The sequence below is a fragment of the Pseudomonas sp. KB_12 genome (assembly GCF_052114545.1).
GTDB lineage: Bacteria > Pseudomonadota > Gammaproteobacteria > Pseudomonadales > Pseudomonadaceae > Aquipseudomonas > Aquipseudomonas brassicacearum.
Map to the genome: position 1 here is coordinate 69,211 of NZ_JBFREY010000020.1, position 16,800 is coordinate 86,010.

Annotated in this window: 13 protein-coding genes; 12 read left to right on the forward strand and 1 reads right to left on the reverse strand. The window is 62.2% G+C overall.

The window, feature by feature from the left end:
• The first annotated feature begins 16 nt into the window (after positions 1-16).
• The 12 genes from AB4Z20_RS17820 to AB4Z20_RS17875 all read left to right on the forward strand — a co-directional run bounded on the left by AB4Z20_RS17820 (position 17) and on the right by AB4Z20_RS17875 (position 15,286).
• Complete coding sequence (locus tag AB4Z20_RS17820; protein WP_442090325.1) at positions 17-1,726, forward strand: DUF2138 domain-containing protein; 1,710 nt, start codon at positions 17-19, stop codon at positions 1,724-1,726.
• Positions 1,711-2,370 carry a DUF1175 domain-containing protein gene (locus tag AB4Z20_RS17825; RefSeq protein ID WP_214512533.1) on the forward strand — a complete coding sequence of 220 codons (660 nt, stop codon included), beginning with the start codon at positions 1,711-1,713 and terminating at the stop codon, positions 2,368-2,370. Before AB4Z20_RS17820 ends, AB4Z20_RS17825 begins: the two co-directional genes overlap by 16 nt.
• On the forward strand, positions 2,367-6,935 hold the full coding sequence (locus AB4Z20_RS17830) for an alpha-2-macroglobulin family protein (protein WP_442090335.1): 4,569 nt from the start codon (positions 2,367-2,369) through the stop codon (positions 6,933-6,935). Before AB4Z20_RS17825 ends, AB4Z20_RS17830 begins: the two co-directional genes overlap by 4 nt.
• Position 6,936: 1 nt before the next feature.
• Positions 6,937-8,556, forward strand: coding sequence for a DUF2300 domain-containing protein (locus AB4Z20_RS17835; protein WP_442090326.1), 1,620 nt, complete (start codon positions 6,937-6,939; stop codon positions 8,554-8,556).
• A 3-nt stretch (positions 8,557-8,559) separates the two neighbouring features.
• Positions 8,560-9,393 carry a YfaP family protein gene (locus AB4Z20_RS17840; RefSeq protein ID WP_253469774.1) on the forward strand — a complete coding sequence of 278 codons (834 nt, stop codon included), beginning with the start codon at positions 8,560-8,562 and terminating at the stop codon, positions 9,391-9,393.
• Between the two features lie 362 nt (positions 9,394-9,755).
• Positions 9,756-10,337: a YjfI family protein gene (locus AB4Z20_RS17845; RefSeq protein ID WP_214512530.1), complete on the forward strand. Its 582-nt coding sequence runs from the start codon at positions 9,756-9,758 to the stop codon at positions 10,335-10,337.
• A 22-nt stretch (positions 10,338-10,359) separates the two neighbouring features.
• Positions 10,360-11,058 carry a PspA/IM30 family protein gene (locus AB4Z20_RS17850; protein ID WP_003205987.1) on the forward strand — a complete coding sequence of 233 codons (699 nt, stop codon included), beginning with the start codon at positions 10,360-10,362 and terminating at the stop codon, positions 11,056-11,058.
• Positions 11,059-11,267: 209 nt separating this feature from the next.
• Positions 11,268-12,302, forward strand: a complete 1,035-nt coding sequence (locus AB4Z20_RS17855) for an ion channel (protein ID WP_253469771.1) — start codon at positions 11,268-11,270, stop codon at positions 12,300-12,302.
• Positions 12,289-12,951 (forward strand): DUF2491 family protein, encoded by a 663-nt coding sequence (locus tag AB4Z20_RS17860; protein ID WP_442090327.1) that lies wholly within the window; start codon positions 12,289-12,291, stop codon positions 12,949-12,951. The genes AB4Z20_RS17855 and AB4Z20_RS17860 overlap by 14 nt, the downstream gene beginning before the upstream one ends.
• Before the next feature lie 15 nt (positions 12,952-12,966).
• On the forward strand, positions 12,967-13,395 hold the full coding sequence (locus AB4Z20_RS17865) for a DUF350 domain-containing protein (RefSeq protein WP_442090328.1): 429 nt from the start codon (positions 12,967-12,969) through the stop codon (positions 13,393-13,395).
• A 19-nt stretch (positions 13,396-13,414) separates the two neighbouring features.
• Positions 13,415-14,116: a DUF1190 domain-containing protein gene (locus tag AB4Z20_RS17870; RefSeq protein ID WP_253469768.1), complete on the forward strand. Its 702-nt coding sequence runs from the start codon at positions 13,415-13,417 to the stop codon at positions 14,114-14,116.
• Between the two features lie 12 nt (positions 14,117-14,128).
• Positions 14,129-15,286 carry a glutathionylspermidine synthase family protein gene (locus AB4Z20_RS17875; protein ID WP_442090329.1) on the forward strand — a complete coding sequence of 386 codons (1,158 nt, stop codon included), beginning with the start codon at positions 14,129-14,131 and terminating at the stop codon, positions 15,284-15,286.
• Positions 15,287-15,867: 581 nt separating this feature from the next.
• Here AB4Z20_RS17875 and AB4Z20_RS17880 read toward each other — a convergent pair.
• On the reverse strand, positions 15,868-16,800 hold the full coding sequence (locus AB4Z20_RS17880; protein WP_442090330.1) for a phosphatidate cytidylyltransferase: 933 nt from the start codon (positions 16,798-16,800) through the stop codon (positions 15,868-15,870).

A 16,800-nucleotide genomic window follows, 5' to 3' on the forward strand; every position in this document is an offset into this window, starting at 1 on the left:
ACAGGCCCTTGTGAATATGAGCGACAACACTGCTTCCCCGACCACGCCGACACCTGTCGCCAAACCTGTGCGCCGCTGGCCGGCGATACTGATCGGGCTGTGCCTGGTAACCGGTGTGGCCGCCGGGCTGGGCTGGTTCATGAACAAGCCCAAGGCGCCACCCATGGAGTTGGCGCTGGAGAAACTCGGCTTGGGCCGTCCCGACGGCTTGCTCGAGGCCCATTCCCTGAGCCAGTTGCCCAAGGACCTGTTGGCGGTACCGTTCCTCAAGGCCACGCTCACCGAGGACTTCGTCTTCTATTATGAGGCTCATGCCGACCGTCTCGGGCTGATCGGCAGCCTGCGCCGGATTATCTACGAGCACGACCTCAAGCTGCAGGACAGCCTGATCGAAGAACTTTTCGACCAGCCGGCCGATGTCGCGCTGTGGCGCGGTGCGGACGGTCGCCTCAAGGACTTCCTGTTGGTGATGGACCGCGGTGGCCTGGCCAAGGTCCTGGAGCCGTTGGCGAAAGTCGCCCTGGACGATACTCAGTTGAGCAAGCTCAGCGACCTGAAGGTGGGCGGTGACGACGTCGCGCTCTACCAGCTCAGCTACAACGCCAGCAAATCCCTGGTCTTCGCCTCCCATGGCGACAAGCTGGTGGTGCTGTCCAACCCGACCAAGCTGTATGACCCGGCCAGCGGCTCCGCGGTTGAGCCGGGCAGCGTTTCGACGACCGCCCTGGCCGCCTTGCTCAACGGCGACAAACTGTTCCCCGAAGCCTTCGGCCTGCCGCCCAAGGCGCCGGAGGTCAAGCAACGCATCTCGGTCAACGCCAGTGTGCTCGCCATGGGCTACCAGCGTTTCATCCCGAACTTCGCCGGCTTGCGTTTCGACATGGACGACAAGGGCTGGCACAGCTTCCTGGCGATGGACGAGCTGGAAAACCAGCCGGACTTCGACTTCAAGCCAATCTGGCAAGCCATGCCCATGGGCGCCAGTGCCTGCGTGGCCTTGCCCCTGGCCGCCGAGCAGCAGAAACCGTTGCTGGTAAAACTCGGCGCCGACGAAAAAGCCGCCCAGGCCATGGTTGACCATGTGGCCGGCGCAGCAGGCCTGTGCTGGTACGCCGATTCGCGGCTGTACACGCCGCTGTTGGTGGCGAGCCTGAATGAAGACGACGGCAAGCTCGACGCCGACCTGGGCAACCTGTTCGGTTCGATGGTCGGCTCCTATGAAAACAACGTCGCCGAACATGCATTCCCGGTGGTCGAGAAGCAGCAAGGCCCGACGCACCAGTGGCTGCGTCAGGTCAGCTCCAATTTCGGTCCCTACCTGGCCAAGGAAGCGGAACAGCCTGACGCGATTACCGGCAAGGCCTTCCTGCGGGTCAGCCTGGCGCGCCACGGTTCGACCTTGCTGTTCTCCCTCGATGACAAACTCGTGGACAAGGCCCTCGGCACCCTCGACAAACGCTTCCCGCCCATGGCCGACGTGGTGCCCAAGGACCTGCTGATGCCGGTCTACTTCGGCCCGGACTCCATGGCGCAACTGATGCAGCGCGAAACCCTCGACAGCCTGCCCCAGGACATGGAACCGGTGTTCTACAACGCCGCGCAAACCTACCTGATCCCGAAACTGCGCACCCTCGGCGGCTACGGCAAATACGCCCTGACGTTGCCTGAAGGCAGCGAGCCGGATGGCCACTGGCAATGGCTGCCGCTGGAATGGAAAGCGCTGTGACAGCACTGATCCGCAACCCCGCGTTGACGCTGCTGCTGGCGTTGCTGCTCGGCGGGCCTGCGCTTGCCGTCGAGGCGCCGGCGTTGGACGTGCAGCAATCCCAGGTCTTTCGCGCCTGGTTCGTGCGCATCGCCCAGGAACAGCTGACCAAAGGCCCGAGCCCGCGCTGGTATCAGCAGGACTGCGCCGGGCTGGTGCGCTTTGCCGCCAATGAAGCGCTGAAGGTCCACGATGAAAAATGGCTGCGCAGCAATGGCCTGTCCAATCGCTACCTGCCGCCGGAACTGCCACTGAGCGATGCGCAACGGCGCCTCGCCCAGCAATGGCAGCAGGGCGGCGGCAAGCTCGGGCCCTACGTCAACGCCATCAAGCTGATCCAGTTCAACAGTCACCTGGTGGGCCGCGATGTGGCCCAGGCCCGTCCCGGCGACCTGATGTTCTTCGATCAGGGCGACGACCAGCACCTGATGATCTGGATGGGCCGCTACATCGCCTATCACACCGGCACCACAACCCCTACCGACAACGGCATGCGCTCCGCAAGCCTGCAACAACTCATGAACTGGAAGGACACCCGATGGATACCCGACGCAGCCAACCCCAACTTCATCGGCGTCTATCGACTCAACTTTCTCTCCCAATGACCGGTGCCCGCATGCTGCGCTTGTGTTCAAAATTGCCCCTGCTGTTTGCCTTGTTACTGGCACCTGTCGTGAACGCCGAAGACACGGTGGAGCCCAGCGGCTACACGCCGGTGTCCGGTGAAAGTTTCTTCCTGCTGGCCGACAGCAGCTTTGCCAGCGACGAGCAGGCCATGGTTCGCCTCGAAGCGCCGGGCCGCGACTACCGCCGGTTCCGCATGGAGCCCTACGGCGGCGCCGATATCCGCGTCTATCGCATCGACAAGCCGCTGGAATTCCTCAAGCGCCAGAAGAACCTGCACCGCGTGGTCAGCGACGGCCAGTTCAAGGGCGAAGGCCTGTCGAACACCCTCGCGTACCTGTGGGACAACTGGTACCGCAAGTCTCGTCGAGTGATGCAACGGGCGTTTTCCTACGAATCGCGCCAACAAGTTACCGAAGAAGTGCCGGAGCTGAAGATCGGTGACGCCCTGGTCGCGCCGACCCCGTACGACGCACCGCCACAGTTCGCCTTGATCCCGGGCTTGCCGGTGGTCAGCCAGTTCCGTTATCCGCTCTGGGAAGCCAAGCCGATCCAGCCGCCTGCGGGCGTCAACCTGGCCGGCTCGTCGAGCGAGTTCGTCAACGTCGCGCCGGGCAACGTCTACGTGCCGCTGGGCCAGTTGAAGCCAGGCCTGTACCTGGTGGAAGCGCTGATCGGCAAATACCGCGCAACCACCATGGTCTTCGTCTCCAACACCGTGGCAGTGAGCAAGATTGCCGGTGATGAGTTGCTGGTCTGGGCCGCACGCAAGCATGAAGGGCGTTCGGTGCCCAAGGTCAACGTACTGTGGACCGACGGCCTGGGCGTGATGAGCAGCGGTGCCACCGATGAAGATGGTTTGCTGCGCCTCAAGCACGTCAGCCCGGAGCGTTCGTTCGTCATTGGTGAAGACGAGGAGGGCGGGGTATTCGTCTCGGAAAACTTCTACTACGACAGCGAAATCTACGACACCAAGCTCTATGCCTTCACCGACCGGCCGCTGTACCGGCCAGGGGATTGGGTATCGCTGAAAATCGTTGGTCGTGAGTTCAAGAACGCCCGTGATTCGGTGCAACCGAGCGCCGCCGACGTCAATGTCAGCGTGCTGGACGCCACCGGCACCGAGCTGCAAACCCTGGCCCTGAAACTCGATTCCAAGGCCGGCACCCAAGGCCGCTTCCAACTGCCGGAAAACGCCGTGGCCGGCGGCTATGAACTGCGCTTCAGCTATAAGGACCAGCTCTACAGCAGCGCCTTTCGTGTAGCCGAATACATCAAACCGCACTTCGAGATCGCCCTGAACCTGGCCAAGCAGGACTACCGCACCGGCGAGCCGGTCAAGGGCAACCTCGTGCTGCTGTACCCGGACGGCAAACCTGTGGTGAATGCCACGGTGAGCCTGAGTCTGCGCGCCCAGCAACTGTCGATGGTCGATAACGAGCTGCAATACCTGGGGCAATTCCCGGTCGAGCTGACCAGCAGCGAAGTGACCACCGATGCCAAGGGCAACGCGACCCTCGACCTGCCGGCCGCCGACAAACCGAGCCGCTACACGCTCACCGTGTTCGCCAGCGATGGCGCGGCGTATCGGGTCAAGACCACCAAGGAAATCCTCATCGACCGTGGCGCGGCGAATTTCCGCCTGAGCGCTCCCCAGCGGTTCAGCGCCGCCGGCCAGAAGGTGTCGTTCAGCTACGCCAACGAAGGCGGCAACGAACAAGCCAAAGCCGTGACGCCAGGCAGCTATGCCTGGGTGCGCCTGGAAGACCAGAGCACCGGCGAAGGCAAGCTTGCGGCCAAGGACAAGGGCTTCAGCCTGACCTTCGACCGCCCTGGCACCTACAACCTGACGCTCAAGGACGACCACGGCCGGGTCATTGGCGCCGCCGCCCATGCGGTGACCGGTGAAGGCATCAAGGCCGTGCCGGGCACGGTCGAGATCGTCTTCGACAAGCCTGAATACAAGACCGGTGACGAAGCGCTGGCGCTGATCACCTTCCCGGAGCCGGTCAGCGATGCGCTGCTGTCGCTTGAGCGGGACAAAGTCGAGGCCACGGCGCTGCTGTCCAAGGGCGGCGACTGGCTGAAGATGGAAAAACTCAGCGACACCCAATACCGCGCGCGCATTGCCGTGAAGGATAACTTCGCGCCCAACCTGACCTTCTCGGTGCTGTACACCAAGGGCGGCCAGTACAGCTTCCAGAACGCCGGCATCAAGGTGGTCACGCCGCAGATCGACGTTGCCGTCGTCACCGACAAAGCCACCTACCGCCCGGGCGACACGGTGACCGTGGACCTGAGCACCCAGTTCGCCGGCAAGGCGATCCCGGCGCACCTGACGGTCAGCGTGGTGGACGAAATGGTCTACGCCCTGCAACCGGAAGTGGCGCCGACCATCGATCAGTTCTTCTATCACCCGCGTCGCAACAACGTGCGCACCAGTGCCAGCCTGTCGTTCATCAGCTACGACGTGGCGCTGCCAGGCAGCCCTGGCGCGCCGGGCAAGGCCAACCGCAGCGAACGCGGGGTCAAAGTGCTTGAGCGGCCACGTCGTGAAGACGTCGACACCGCTGCATGGCAACCGGAGCTGGTCACCGACGCCAACGGCAAGGCCCGGTTCACCTTCAAGATGCCGGACTCCCTGACTCGCTGGCGCATCACGGCCAAGGCCATTGCCGACGACGGCCAAGTGGGCCAGAAAAAGCAGTTCATCGCCTCGGAAAAACCGCTGTACCTGAAATGGAGCGGCCCGACCCGTTTCCGCACGGGCGACAAGCCGCAACTGGGCCTGTTCGCGTTCAGCCAGTCTGAAAAACCACTGAAGGCCGAACTGCTGATCCGCTACGCCGGCGCTGAACAGCGCATGGCGGTGGACCTGAAAAACGGCATCAACTACGTGGCGCTGCCGGCCCTGGAGCTGAGCAGTGGCGACTTGAACGTGCAGTTGCAATTGAACGGCGAAACCCAGGACGCCCTGGCCATGCGCTTGAACGCCAGCGGCAATGGCTGGCAAGTCACCCAGAGCCAGCGCCTCGATGTGGCAAGCGGCGACACCCCGCTGACCCTGCCGGCCGACGCCAGCGATATTCGCCTGCACCTGGACGACAGCCCGCAAGCGTTGTTCCGTTCGGCCCTGGATGACCTGCTGAGCTATCCATACGGTGGCGTCGAGCAGACCGCCAGCCGTTTGTTGCCGTTGAGCATTGCCTATCCGACCCTGGCGTCGAACCCGCAGATCCGTGACCGCTTGCGGTTGATCATGCAAAACAGTCGCTTGCGCCTGGTGCAGATGGCCGGCCCCTCGGCGAGCTTTACCTGGTGGGGCCAGGACGGTGAACCGGATGCATTCCTCACCGCCTATGCCTATTACGCCGACTGGCACGCCAGCAAGGCCCTGGACCTGAGCCTGCCGCCGGAACACTGGCAACGGGTGCTGGAGGTCTACGCCAAGCAGGCCGGCGATACGCCGCTGCTGCAGCGTGCGCTGATCCTGTCGTTCGCCAAGCAGATGCAATTGCCGGTGAACACCTTGCTCAGCGGTCTGATGGATGACCTGGCCAAGGCCAGTGAAGACAGTACCGAGAGTGTGCTGGACAGTGGCGAAGACAGCCTGGTCATGAACGCCCCGGACTCGGCCCTTGGCTTGGCCAGTGCCCGTGTCCTGACCGCGTCCCTGGCAAAACAGGCCAAGGTACCGTTGCCGGCGGCCTTCAGCCGTCAAGCCGATGCGGCGCAACAGCAACTGGAGCTCAGCTCGCAGCCGTTCGTCGAAGCCCTGGTGTTGTCGTTGCGGAGCTTCGATCAGGCCCGCGCCACTGCATTGCTGGAGCGCGTGTTGCCGCAGCAGTCCACCTTGGAACGGGCCCTGGCCCTGACCTGGTTGCAGCGCAGCATTGAACAGGCGGCACCGGCCGTGGCCCTGGCACCGGGCGAAGGCTGGGTAGCCAAGCAGGGCGCGACCGGTGAAACCTACTGGCAGTGGCAGGGCGCTCAGCTTCCAACGATGCTGACCCTGACCGGCGCCCAGGAGCGTCCGTTGCAAGCGGCACTGAGCTTTCAGAGCCAGCAACCGCCGGTAGCTCCGATGGCCGTGTCCATCACCCGGCGCTTGTCGCGTCTGGTGCCGGGCGACGAGGCCTTCACCTTCAAGCTCGAAGCTGTGGGCAACAAACCGTTGTCCAGCGACAGCCTCTACCTGGATGAAGTGATCATCAACAGCAAGGCGCCGACGCCACTGCGCTACGGCATGCTCGAAGTGCCGCTGCCGCCGGGTGCCGATGTGGAGCGCACCACCTGGGGTATCCAGTTGATGGGCAAGGCCGACAGCGAACCGACGTCCCTGGAAAAAGCCCGCTTCGAGCCCGGCCAGATGGCGTATGCGGTGCCGGTGGATGCCCTCAGTGGCGAGCTGCGCCTGCGGCACTTGGTGCGTTTCTCCCAGAAAGGTCAGTTCAGCTTGCCACCGGTGCGCTTCACCCAGGTCTACGCGCCGCAACATCAGGCGCGGGAACAGAAACCGGCGCTCGGTCAGATCACGGTCAACTGACATGCGCAGGCTGTGGGTTGGGTGGTTGTTGTGCTTGATCCCTGCGCTGGCAACAGCGCAGGACGAGCCGTTGCGCCTGGCCTTCGACGGTCAATTGCTGCGGGTGAATCAAACCCAGGTGCTGGATCGCCAACCATTGCCCGACACTTTGCAGGCGCCACTGGGCAGTCTGTGGAAGTTGTTTGTCTACGCCTGGCTGGTGGATACCGACGCTCGCGAACCGGTCTATGAGTGCCGCGGCGAGTCGAAGGAAGAAGTCTATTGCTGCAACGCCGGGCAGAGCATCGGTCGCGACCAGGCACTGGTGAAATCCTGCGGCTTGTATTTCGAGCCGCAGCGGCTCGGGTTGTCGGCTTCGAACTGGCGTGATTACTGGCAGGCCCGTCAGGCGCCGGCATGGTTGTTGGATCTGCCTACCTTGCAACCCCAGACGCAAGTGCCCGTCGCGCAGTTGCTCAAGGCCCTGGCCACGCTACCGGCCCAGGAGCAGGCCCGCCGGGTGCTGCTGGATGTGGCACTTAGCGCGGCCGACGGGCGGCTGGTCGGCGAATTGGGCAGTCGCCTGCGGGTCAAGACCTGGAGCTGGCTGGGTGACCAGGGGCCTTCATCGCGACAGGGCGGTTTCGCCGGTTGGCTGGCCGATGGCACCCCGGTGTGGGCCGGTGGCCGCGGCACCAGCCAGCAGGTCCTGAAGGTCTACGGCGAAGGGTTGGCGGCGGCATTGCCAGTGCGCTGGCCGACGGAAACCGGGCGTTGCGTGGAAGTCGGCCTGTTTGCCCGCTATCCGTTGCAACGGGTGATGTCCGGTGACCGTCCGGCCTCGCCGGGTCAACTGCGCGGCGATTACCGCGTCGAATTCAGCAACGGCAATCAATTGGACATCCACAGCGATGGCGAGCTGTTCCTGATGCCCGGCAAGCTGGTGGCGCGTCTGGACCGGGAGGAATACGTCGCCCGGGTCTTGCAGCGCGAAGCCAAGGCCGAGCCTGCCGAAGCCGCCAAGGCCCTGGCCGTGGCGATCCGCACCTATTTGCTGCAGAACGCCCAGCGTAACGGCGATTGCCTGAGCATCGACGACAGTAGCCATCGCCAGCGTGTCGCGCCACGCCCGGCGGCGCCCGAAACCCGCGCCATTGCCGCCTGGACCAGCGACCTGGTCCTGGCCGGCACCGATGTCACCTACCACTCCGACCAGCCTGGCCCGGACAAACTGTCCTGGGCACAAGCGGTGGAGCAAGCCAGCGCCGGCCAACGCTACGACGCCATTCTGCTGCACGCCTACCCACGTGCCAGCCTCAGCCGCTGGGACAACCCGGTGGCATCCTGCGAAGCGCTGCCTGCCGCCCAGGACTGGCTGCTGAAGCAGCGCCGGGGCTGGCGTGAGCGGTTGGAAAGTGAAGTGGGCTACAACGAAATCAGCGCTTTCGCCGTCTGCCGCGTCGCCTTCGGCCGGCCTTATGTCGACCGCGAGCGCCAGCGCATCTACGTGCGCGGCGTGCTGTCGCTGCAGGATCGTCTCGACCTGACACATGAATATCTGCACCTGGCCTTCGAAGCTCATCCCAACGGCCAGGACGAAACCTATATCGAAGGGCTTGCCCGTCACCTCTTGCTGGAATAGACCATGACACTCCGTTATCCACAGGTCTTGCTGTTGCTCTGCGCCCTGACCGCGTTGCCCTCGGCCATGGCCGCCGACACTGTCAAGCTTGACACTCCGATCGGCGGCTGGCGCAGCGGTGCGCCGGGCGGTGAAGGCGAAAGTTTCAGCCAGACCGTCAACTACCCGGCTTCGTCGGTCAACACGCCCCCAGGCCAGGCCAACACCGCGCGCATTACTGGGCAGATCAAAAGCGCACCCAAGGACAGCAACGCGCCGGGCCAACTCATCGTCAACGGCGTCAGCCTGCCGCTGAAGCTGGATGAGGAAGGTCGCTTCGACCGGCCGTTCTCGTTCCCCAACGGCAGCAACAGCGTTGAAGTGCGCAGCGCCGATGGCCAGCAGCGCCACCGTACGCAATTTCTCAATACCAGCGGCGGCGCCACACCGGCCAAACTGCGGGTCCTGTTGACCTGGGACAGCGACGGCACCGACCTGGACCTGCACCTGGTCACCCCGGACGGCGCCCACATCTGGTACGGCGACCGCACCGCTGCCAACGGCGCCGCCCTCGACGTCGACGTCACCACCGGCTACGGCCCGGAAATCTTCGCCATGCCCGCGCCGATCAAAGGCCAGTACCTGGTGTATGTGAACTACTACGGCGGCGGTTATCGCAGTGAGGAGGGCGACGAAGAGGGCGAGGGCGGTGGAGAACAAGCGCAACAAGCCCTGACCACCGCACAAGTCACCGTGATCACCGAAGAAGGCACGCCGAACGAGAAGATGGAAACCTTCGTGGTGCCGATGCGGGCGGTGGGCGAGCTGACGTTGGTTAAAAGCTTTAGCTATCCGTAAGCAACCCTTGTGGAGAGGGAGCTTGCTCCCGCTGGGCTTGTGTAGGAGCTGCCGCAGGCTGCGATCTTTTGATCTTTCGCTTGAGACTCAAGTGTCTGGAGAAAGATCGCAGCCTCGTTGCACTCGACAGCTCCTACGGCGTGTTTTCTGTGGGAGCATTTGTGACAAAAAATCTCACGCGTGAGCTATTGTGAGGTTTGGAAAGTACCTGTAGTGTTTCTCACGCGTGAGTTTTTCACAGTGGGGTCAGTACCATGTCAACCAGCTCTCCATCAGATCCGCCAGACGGGTCTGTAACCGATTCAGCGAGCCGCACGGGAGAGCGCGCCAAACCCTCCGCGAAAAAACCGTCGAGCTTCTACATGAAGCAGATGCGCGCGGGCCTGAGTGCCGCCGGGTATGTGAAACACGAGACTTGGGTGCTTCCCGAAAACCGAAGCCTGCTCAAGCAAATGGAGAAACAGCTACGCCAACCGATTCTGGCTGGCTCATTCATGTCGGAGGATTACATGAGCGCAGGTAATAACTGGAACATCGATCGCCTCTACAGCGCCCTTCAGGCCCTGGACGACGTGGTCGCGAACGACATCACTCTTTCTCTCGTCCAAGGTTCCGAGTCCAGCATCAAGCTGGAAATGAATGATTTTGGTGGCCTGCCGATCTACATCGCAGTGGTGGGCGACCAGATCATCGTCGATACCGTTCTGGTGGACGTCGAGTCGATCAACGATGTCGCGGCATTCAATGACGCCGTGCTGCGCAGCCGGGAAATGTTCCCGCTGTCGTCCATCGGCATCGAGACCATGCCCAACGGACAGGTCGTCTACAACATGTTCGGTGCGTTGAGCTCCGACTCCAGCCTGACCAACGTCGTGACCGAGGTCAAAACCCTCGTCGACAACGTCCAGCGCGCCAGCGAAGCCTTCGAACGCTTCTTCAATTAATTCACCGAACAGGAACTATCCAATGACTCAGTCCATCTGGAGCAAATTGTTCACCGCACTGCGTGGCGGTGCCAGCGAAGTCGGTGAATCGATCGTCGACCAACAGGCCCTGCGCATCCTCGACCAGGAAATCCGTGATGCCGACAGCGCGCTGGCCAACGCCAAGCGTGAGCTGGTCACCATCATGGCCAAACACAAGCTGGCGACTGATCGCGTCGGCGAATACAACGCCAAGATCAAGGACCTGGAAGCCAAGGCCCTGGCCGCGATCCAGGCCAACCGCGAAGACCTGGCGCTGGAAGTGGCCGAAGCCATTTCGACCCTGACCAACGAACTGGACGCCGAGCAGAAGCACGCGACCGAATTCGGCGGTTACGCGGACAACATGCGCAAGGACATCACCAAGGCCGAAAGCCGGATCAAGAGCCTGCGTCAGCAAGTGGACATGGCCAAGGCCCGCGAAAGCGTGCAGAAGGCCCAGGTCAGTGCTTCGATCGCCAGCGGCGGCGCCAATGGCAAGCTGGAAACCGCCGTCGGTACGCTCAACCGCCTGCAAGCCAAGCAACAGCAACGTGCCGCTGAGCTGCAAGCCCAGGACGAACTGGCCGAGGCTTCGACCGGCTCCGACCTGGAGCGCAAGCTGCGCGACGCCGGCATCACGCCGAACGAAGGCAGCGCCAATGCGATCCTGGAACGCCTGAAGAAAAAATCGGCTGAGTGATCGGTACACGTTGTCCTGAGTGAACCCGTGGCGAGGGAGCTTGCTCCCTCGCCACAATAGTCTCCGGCACGCCATGGATTTAATTGTGGTGCGGGTACTTTTATCCACGCCGCGCAACAGGTTTAATGCTGTCCGGCCACTACGCTCGAGCCCTCAGACGCCAGAGTGATGATCCCGCCAGGAACGAAGCCCCACGGAGTCAGGGACGAATGTCGATTTTCCTTTTGTTGCGCACGTACGCGTCGTCCTTCTTCCATCGGTTCGGCTGGGCGGGCCTGGCCATTGCGTTGGGCGTGCACCTGGCCACGGCCTGGATCGGCCTGGTGCTGCTGGGCGAGCAACACCTCATCGCCGCCGCCACGTTTATCTACTTCTATCTCACCACCACGCTCACCGTCGGCTATGGCGATCTGTTGCCACAGACATCCGCCGGGCGAATTTTCGTGGCGACCTGGATCATGCTCGGGGGCATTGCCCTGTTGACGACGGTCATCGGCAAAACCACCAGCAGCGTCATCGATGTATGGAGAAAAGGCATGAAGGGCAAAGGCGATTTCACCGGCAAGGTCGGCCATACGGTGCTCATCGGTTGGGAGGGCGCCTCCAGCGAGCGGGTCATCGAACTGCTGCTGCAGGACGAAACCTCCAATGACAACCTGATCGTCATCTGCGATTGCGATCTCGAAGAAAACCCCATGCCCGGCAAGACAGTGTTCATCAAGGGCGACAGCCTGTCCTCCGTCGCGCTGTTGCAGCGTGCCGGCGTGCCGGGTGCCGAACGCGTGCTGGTGCGCACCCATTCCGACGACCTGACCCTGGCCACCGTGCTGGCGGTCAATCAATTGGGCCCTGCAGGACATGTGGTCGCGCATTTCAATGACAGCGAAATCGCCGCCCTCGCCAGCGCCTATGCGCCGAGCCTGGAATGCACCTCCAGCATGGCCATCGAAATGCTGGTGCGTGCCTCCCAGGACCCGGGCTCGTCGGTGGTCATCAATGAATTGCTCTGTGTCGGCCAAGGCGCCACCCAGTACCTGATGAAACTGCCCGAGGCGTTTGAAGCGACGTTCGGCGACCTTTATGCCCGGATGAAAGAACAGCACAACGCTACGCTGATTGGTTACCGCGCCAAGGGCGCCCGACACCCGTCGATCAACCCGCCCGGCGCCACCCGCGTCGTGGGCGGAGAACTCTTCTACATCGCCTCCACGCGTCTCAAGGAAATTTCCCATGGGGTGGTTTAAACAGTTGATGGGGCTTGAGGCCCCGAACGCGAACACGACAGCCAGCAATAACTCGCCTGTCACCGGGCCGCTGGGCCTGGCCTCCGGCAAGCAAGTCATGTTCGACTCCACGCTCAAGTTGCTGCTCGACGGCAACAGCACCGTGGTCATTCCCGGCTCCCAACAGATCTGGAGCCTGGGCATCGTCGACCTCGGGCAGTCGAACTGGCTGTCTCGCTGCTACATGAACGACGAAGACTACTGGCTGCAAGTGCACACCAGCGGCGACATCGCCGGGCAGGTCGAGTCGGTGATCCTGTTCAACTACCTCAGCTACGTCACGATCAACAGTGAAGCGGAATTGCGGCGCCTGGCCGGTCCTGAAAGCCTGATCGGCCTGCCGACCTACACCCACGACGGCGTCGAGTACACCCGCGAATGGGGCACCGAGGCTGGCCAGACAGAACTGGTGACGTTGAGCGAGCGCGTGAGCAATCCGGATGAGTCCTACAGCGTCGAGCACCGTTCGATGCTGTACGCCCGCGACACTGGCCTGACGGATCGCCGGGAGTTCTTGCTGTTCTCCGTCGAAGAGGACGCCGAAGGCACCGTCAGCCTGAGCACTTCGCTGGGTATTTCGCTGTACACCACTGACCTGAACACTCTTTGAATAAGGAAGAAGTCCATGCTTGAAGCGCTCTCCATTTCCCTGAACAAAGCCGCCGTGCTTGGCTTTGTCATGTACATCCTCGGCGCCGCCGTGCTGTTCGCGCTGTTCCAGTTCATCTACACCCGCGTCACGCCGCACAAAGAGTTCGAGCTGATCCGTTCGGGCAACGTGGCGGCGGCCATCGCCCTGGGCGGCGCCGTCATCGGTTTCGCGATTCCGGCCAGCAACGTGATTGCCTATTCGATCAGCATGCTGGATTTCGTTGTCTGGGCGGTGATCGCCGCTGTCGTTCAATTGCTGGCGTTCCTGGTGACCAGCCTGGTGCTCAAGGGCGCTTCCGCGCGGATCAAGAGCGGTGAAATCGCCGCGGGTATCTACATCGCCGCCGTGGCCATCAGCGTCGGCATGTTGAACGCCGCGTGCATGACGCCTTCCACGAACTGATTGCGCCACGGAGAACCCGATGAAACGAAGCAAGTACGTCCAGCTTTCGCTGGCCGCGTCGGTCGCCCTGGCGATATCCGGCTGCGGGCCAACGGAAAAAACCTACAAGTTGCAGAAGAAGTACAACTTCCAGTCGGTCCAGCAATGTGTCGATGAAAAGCTGCCGGTGGATATTTGCTCCACCGCCTACATGACCGCCATGGGTGAGCATCGTCGCATCGCGCCGGTGTACGACAGCCAGGCTGATTGCGATGCCGACTTCGTGCCCGATTGGTGCCAGCAGGACTCGGCCGGCAAGTTCCTTCCCAAGCTGGGTGGTTTCGAGCTGAACGCCGATGGCGAAGTCACGCAGTCCGAGGTCGATGCCGCCCGGGCCAAGTTGCCGGCTTCGGAAGCGAACGTCGGTGGTTCAGGCTTCGGCAATCTGCTGACCGGCATGCTGATCGGCAATATGTTGAGCGGCAACCGCAGCAGTTATTACTCCGAGCCGGTCTACCGCTACCGCGATGATCGCGGCGACTACGGGTCCTCGACCCTCAGCCAGCGTGTGTCCAGTGGCTCGACCTTTACCAAGTCCAACCAGGCGCGGTACGGCAGCTACACCGATTCCATCAAGAGCAGCAAGGCGATGGCCGTCGCGTCCTCCACGTCTCGTGGCGGTTTCGGCAGCAAGTCCAGTGCCCGCAGCGGTTGGGGCGGTTCGAGCAGCTCCGGCGGTTGAGGAACCAGCGCCATGAAGAAGATCCATTGCGCAGAACGTCATGACTGGAAACAGACCGCCGAGCAGCTCGGCTTTCTGTTCCACACCATCGACGACGAACCCTATTGGGACGAAAGCGCGTACTACCAGTTCACCCTCAAGCAGATCGAGGACGACCTGGAAGACCCGACCACCGAGATCCATGACATGTGCATGGACCTCGTGGCCCGCGTGGTCCAGAGCGAAGAATTGCTGGAGCGCCTGAGCATTCCCGCGCCGTTCTTCGACCTGGTGCGCACTTCATGGCTCGAAGGCCACCCGCATTTGTATGGGCGTATGGACTTCTCCTACAACGGCACGGGCCCCGCCAAGCTGTTGGAACTCAACTACGACACGCCGACCAGCCTCTATGAGGCGGCGGCGTTTCAGTGGGGCTGGCTGGAGCAATGCATCGAGCGCGGTTTGCTGCCCAAGCATGCCGACCAGTTCAACAGCATCGACACCAAGCTGCACCAGGCCTTTGCCCAGTTGCAGCTCAAAGAGCCGTTTTATTTCGCCTCGATGAAAGGCTCGGTGGAAGACAAGGGCACCACGGACTACTTGCGCCTGATCGCGGAAAAAGTCGGCATTGAATCGCGGCACATCGATATCGAAGACATCGGCCTCAACAGTGACGGGCGTTTTGTCGACCTGGAAGAGCGCTGGATTCCGCACCTGTTCAAGCTGCACGCCTGGGAGTTCATCTTCCACGAGCCGTTTGGTGAAGCGATTGCCCAGTGCGATACGCAGTTTTTCGAGCCGGCCTGGAAGTCGATCATCTCCAACAAAGGCATCCTGCCGCTGCTGTGGGAATTCAACAAAGGCCACCCGAACCTGCTCGCGGCCCACCTGGATACCGACACCAGCAAAGCGGTGCCCAAGGGCTGGGTGCGCAAGCCGTTCTTTTCCCGGGAAGGCGCCAACATCGAGCTGCAAACCGCTGATGGCCTGATCGTAAAAGAAGACGGCCCCTACACCGACGCGCCGTTCATCCTCCAGGAATTCGCGCCACTGCCACGCTTTGACGACAGCTACACCCTGATCGGCTCTTGGGTCATCGGCGACCAGGCCGCCGGCATCGGCGTGCGGGAAGACAACAGCCTGATCACCAAGGATTCAAGCCGGTTTCTGCCGCATCTGATCCTCGACTGATTACCCCCTCCACACCCAACCCCCTGTGGGAGCGAGCTTGCTCGCGATGGCGGTGGATCAGCCGATTCGATGTCGGCTGACCTGGCCCTATCGCGAGCAAGCTCGCTCCCACAGGGTTATGTGTTCAGTCAAACGGCCAATTCAATCAGCCTGACACTCCGCGGTGCTTGGTTCTGGGGCTGCTTCGCAGCCCAGCGGGAGCAAGCTCTCTCGCCACAAGAGCTGTGTGCCAGTGGGTCAAACACCGACCCCCCTGTGGGAGCGAGCTTGCTCGCGWTGGCGGTGGATCAGCCGATTCGATGTTGGCTGACCTGGCCCTATCGCGAGCAAGCTCGCTCCCACAGAGTTATGTGTTCAGTCAAACGGCCAATTCAATCAGCCTGACACTCCGCGGTGCTTGGTTCTGGGGTTGCTTCGCAGCCCAGCGGGAGCAAGAACTGTGTGCCAGTGGGTCAAACACCGACCCCCCTGTGGGAGCGAGCTTGCTCGCGATGGCGGTGGATCAGCCGATTCGATGTTGACTGACCTGGCCCTATCGCGAGCAAGCTCGCTCCCACAGGGTCAGGCAGCCCGCTGTTTTCTCAGGTCCACCAGTACCGAACCAGGTGGAAGAAGATCGGCGCCGCGAAGCACACCGAGTCCAACCGGTCGAGCATGCCGCCGTGGCCTTCGATCATGTGGCCCCAGTCCTTGACGCCGCGGTCGCGTTTGATCGCTGACATGACGATGCCGCCAGCAAACCCCAGCAAGTTGATCAGCAAGGCGATGAGGAACGACTGCCAAGGATTGAACGGCGTGATCCACCACAACGCGCCACCGATCAGCGAGGCCAGGAAAATGCCGCCGACAAACCCTTCCACGGTTTTCGAGGGCGACAGGTTCGGCGCGATCTTGTTTTTGCCGAACAGCTTGCCGCAGACGTACTGCAACACATCCGAGAGCTGCACCACGATCACCAGGTACGCGATCAGCAACAGGTTGCGCCCTTCGAAACCGGCGATGTCCAGCGTCAGCAAGGCGGGCACGAAGGAGATGCAGAACACCGCTATCATCAAGCCCCACTGAACCTTGGAAGCGCGCTCCAGGAAGTGTGTGCTGTCGCCGCCCAGGGACGCCAGGATCGGCAGCAGCAGGAACACATACACCGGAATGAAGATCGAAAACAGCCCGTACCAGTCGTAGTAGATCAACAGGTATTGCAGCGGCAGCGCCAGGTAGAACGCGGCCACCAGGGCTGGATAATCGCTGCGTCGGGTGGGTGTGAGGGTCAGGAATTCCCGCAGGGCGTAGAACGACACCGCGTAGAACAACAGGATCACCGCGGCATTGCCGAGCCAGAACGCGATGCCGATCACCAGCACCATGATCCACCAGGCATTGATCCGGGCGTTGAGGTTATCGATAACCGAGTTCGGCGCGCCTTTGGTCCGCAGCCTGAGAATGAAACCGATCAACGAAGCCAGCACCAGAATGGCGCCGATCCCGCCAAACAACATCAGGGTATATCGATCCAT

Coding starts and splice junctions, on each gene's coding strand:
- AB4Z20_RS17820 (WP_442090325.1), top strand. CDS start 17: ATGAGCGACAACACTGCTTCCCCGACCACGCCGACACCTGTCGCCAAA.
- AB4Z20_RS17825 (WP_214512533.1), top strand. CDS start 1,711: ATGGAAAGCGCTGTGACAGCACTGATCCGCAACCCCGCGTTGACGCTG.
- AB4Z20_RS17830 (WP_442090335.1), top strand. CDS start 2,367: ATGACCGGTGCCCGCATGCTGCGCTTGTGTTCAAAATTGCCCCTGCTG.
- AB4Z20_RS17835 (WP_442090326.1), top strand. CDS start 6,937: ATGCGCAGGCTGTGGGTTGGGTGGTTGTTGTGCTTGATCCCTGCGCTG.
- AB4Z20_RS17840 (WP_253469774.1), top strand. CDS start 8,560: ATGACACTCCGTTATCCACAGGTCTTGCTGTTGCTCTGCGCCCTGACC.
- AB4Z20_RS17845 (WP_214512530.1), top strand. CDS start 9,756: ATGAAGCAGATGCGCGCGGGCCTGAGTGCCGCCGGGTATGTGAAACAC.
- AB4Z20_RS17850 (WP_003205987.1), top strand. CDS start 10,360: ATGACTCAGTCCATCTGGAGCAAATTGTTCACCGCACTGCGTGGCGGT.
- AB4Z20_RS17855 (WP_253469771.1), top strand. CDS start 11,268: ATGTCGATTTTCCTTTTGTTGCGCACGTACGCGTCGTCCTTCTTCCAT.
- AB4Z20_RS17860 (WP_442090327.1), top strand. CDS start 12,289: ATGGGGTGGTTTAAACAGTTGATGGGGCTTGAGGCCCCGAACGCGAAC.
- AB4Z20_RS17865 (WP_442090328.1), top strand. CDS start 12,967: ATGCTTGAAGCGCTCTCCATTTCCCTGAACAAAGCCGCCGTGCTTGGC.
- AB4Z20_RS17870 (WP_253469768.1), top strand. CDS start 13,415: ATGAAACGAAGCAAGTACGTCCAGCTTTCGCTGGCCGCGTCGGTCGCC.
- AB4Z20_RS17875 (WP_442090329.1), top strand. CDS start 14,129: ATGAAGAAGATCCATTGCGCAGAACGTCATGACTGGAAACAGACCGCC.
- AB4Z20_RS17880 (WP_442090330.1), bottom strand. CDS start 16,800: ATGGATCGATATACCCTGATGTTGTTTGGCGGGATCGGCGCCATTCTG.